Source organism: Nocardia sp. NPDC060220 (genome assembly GCF_042727815.1).
Classification (GTDB): domain Bacteria; phylum Actinomycetota; class Actinomycetes; order Mycobacteriales; family Mycobacteriaceae; genus Nocardia.
The window spans coordinates 1-2416 of sequence record NZ_JBHWZY010000962.1 but is presented as its reverse complement, the minus strand read 5'-3'; the positions used below and the strand labels follow the sequence as shown (position 1 = coordinate 2416).

The window sequence follows — 2416 nt, the reverse complement described above, 5'->3', positions numbered from 1 at the left end:
GATTCGCACCCATCTCTAAAATTTCGCCTGAAGACTCATTCTTTTCGCCCGTGTCTGCATCGTAGACACGCACATTTTCCATGTAAATTTCTTCATGTTCATATGCGTCATTCTCGACCTGATCCAAACCTGCACCCGAGTTACCTTTGCAAGGCGCCGATCCACTTCCAGCGATGTCGTCGCCGGACGTTACCATCCGTGAGTTCCACGGAATTTCGCCAGCGAACAAGTAGTACGCAGTCGGCAGTTCAATCATGTCGCGCCCAGGATGACCGACGGCTGACCACCATTCCAGTAGAGCGTCCAGGACGTCGTGCTCGACGGCCACCGTATTAAACAATCCGTACACGCTCCTGCCAGTCTGGGTGTCCTTGGCTTCGAGTTCAGCGTGTACGAGGACCCAGGGCCCTTCTGACCCATCGAGGGTATCGCAGTACAAAATTTCTTCGGGAACTGCTACAATTCCATTTAGCATCCAGTCGTGGTCGTCCTTGGGCGTGGGCTGTGTCCATACCGGCATTTTCATTGGCAGCAATACGGAAGGCTCCGGAAAAGTCGGGTCTATATCCACCTCAAGCCACGGAACGTGTTCTCCACGCGCGCTGAGCATTCCCGATACGAGGTAAAATCCGATCCAGCCGTATTTCTTGCCATATCGGTCTGTGCGACCCTTGTCGACATAACTGCGGCCCGATCCGATAGCGGAGTCGACGATTGAGAATTGTTCCATGCGCCAGCCCATGTCGTAGACAACCCCCAAGACATGGTCGGTTGCCTCGACGTGCCCTACGTGCTCATAGTTATAGTTTAGGCGGTCGTCAAATAGTCGTCCTATGGTGTAATTGCCGAAATCCATGTGAATGGTGGTGCGTACCTCTTCTCGTCGAGGGTCACCATCGTGCAGGGCGGCAGGGAGAACTTCGTTCGCGAACTCGATCCCATTAGCCAGTGCGGCTGGGACAGCACGTGGGTAATGCAAATGGGCGAACGTGACGGTGCTGGCGAGGTAGTAGCGAATAAGTCGGTGGTAGGTAGGCGCCGTGGGCTGTTGCCCAGTGATGATTGGAATCAGCCGTTCTAGATAGCTTTTGAGTGTGTCGCCAAACTCAGGGTCGTGGATCTGATGCGCTGTGGTCACCCCATAAGCTGCGGCAACCGCCCGCTCAGCGACGTACGCATCGTTCACGGTCAGCGCATCGAGGGCCAGGGCAAACACCCCTGATGGGTCTTCGCGGCCGTACCAGTACAGCGCCGCGGTTGCAGCATCACGCAAGTCGCGGACCGTACTGGTCAACATCCACATGAGCCACCGAGCCCGTAATCCGTCAGCTTCGGTGCGGTCGGCGCGATCTTTCCAATGCGCTGCCAGCGCGTGAACCTCGCCCAGCATCACGCCCGAGCTACTTCTGAGCCACTCGGACCACGCCAGGTCGCGTTTCCCGACAGCCATCGGCCGCAGCAGCGAATCGAGATAGCCAGCGTTAAATGGATGCGACACAACAGCACGCACCGATTGCATCCTGAACCAGAATCCGCTCCGAACTGCCAAAGACTCGAAGTTCGTTGTGAATGCCTCGATGGTGGCAGCGTCCACAACGGAGGGGCTTAGTTCGGTCGTTCGCTCCAGTGCAGCGAACATCAGCGGCTTGTCGACCATCTGCCACAGTTGTCCCAACCGGGCTTTTGGCAGAACGAACGTCAACGCGTCGAAGATGTCGACGGCGAGTGGGTGCAAATCCTTCCCGTCGCTGGCGAATCGTGACGTCATCTTAGGCGTCCGCAATGCGTGCGCGAACCCGGTACCGCCAGTGGATACCATCGCAGAGGCAATAATGTGTCCCGCGAGAAGATCATAGACGACTGCGACTCTCATTTCACCAACTGGCGACGCCCCCGTTTGAGTTGCACGATCGTCCTCAGCCGGCTGACGAATGAGGATACCTTCATGTACAAGGGCCGCAAGGACGCTCTCCTCCCAACGTCCGTTGTCTGCGAACAGCTCGTGGGCACGGCCCTCATCGACATCACGCGACAGAGACTCCCACATCTCTATGCCGAGTCGTTTGATAGCTCTGGTGACGTCATTGCTGCTGATATTGGTGTGCAGTTGGTCGATGCGATTAGCCACGTCACGCAGGTACTCGTCGAACATTTCATTAAGTGACCGAGGGAGGAGCGCAAGTTCGACTCGGTTCTCGCGACTCGGGTTCGCAACCGAGCAGAATATACGCAACGCCAGCGGCTGCCGGAAGAGCTCCCGTGGAAGATCGGCGCCACTGGCATCGATCTTGAAGAAGTCGAAATACCTCTGCGCGACCTCGTCGAGATCTTCGGTAAACCCGTCGAGTTTCACTCGGTCAGTAACCGTCGGAGGAATTGTACTAGCCAAGAAGGCTTCGCGGATAGTGCATACAAC

Annotated in this window: 1 protein-coding gene; it reads right to left on the bottom strand. The window is 56.6% G+C overall.

Annotation, left to right across the window (positions count from 1 at the left end; genetic code table 11):
- Positions 1-2353: hypothetical protein (locus ACFWF3_RS32295; RefSeq protein WP_379317625.1), on the bottom strand; the 2353-nt coding region annotated here is incomplete at its 3' end.
- Positions 2354-2416 lie beyond the last annotated feature (63 nt).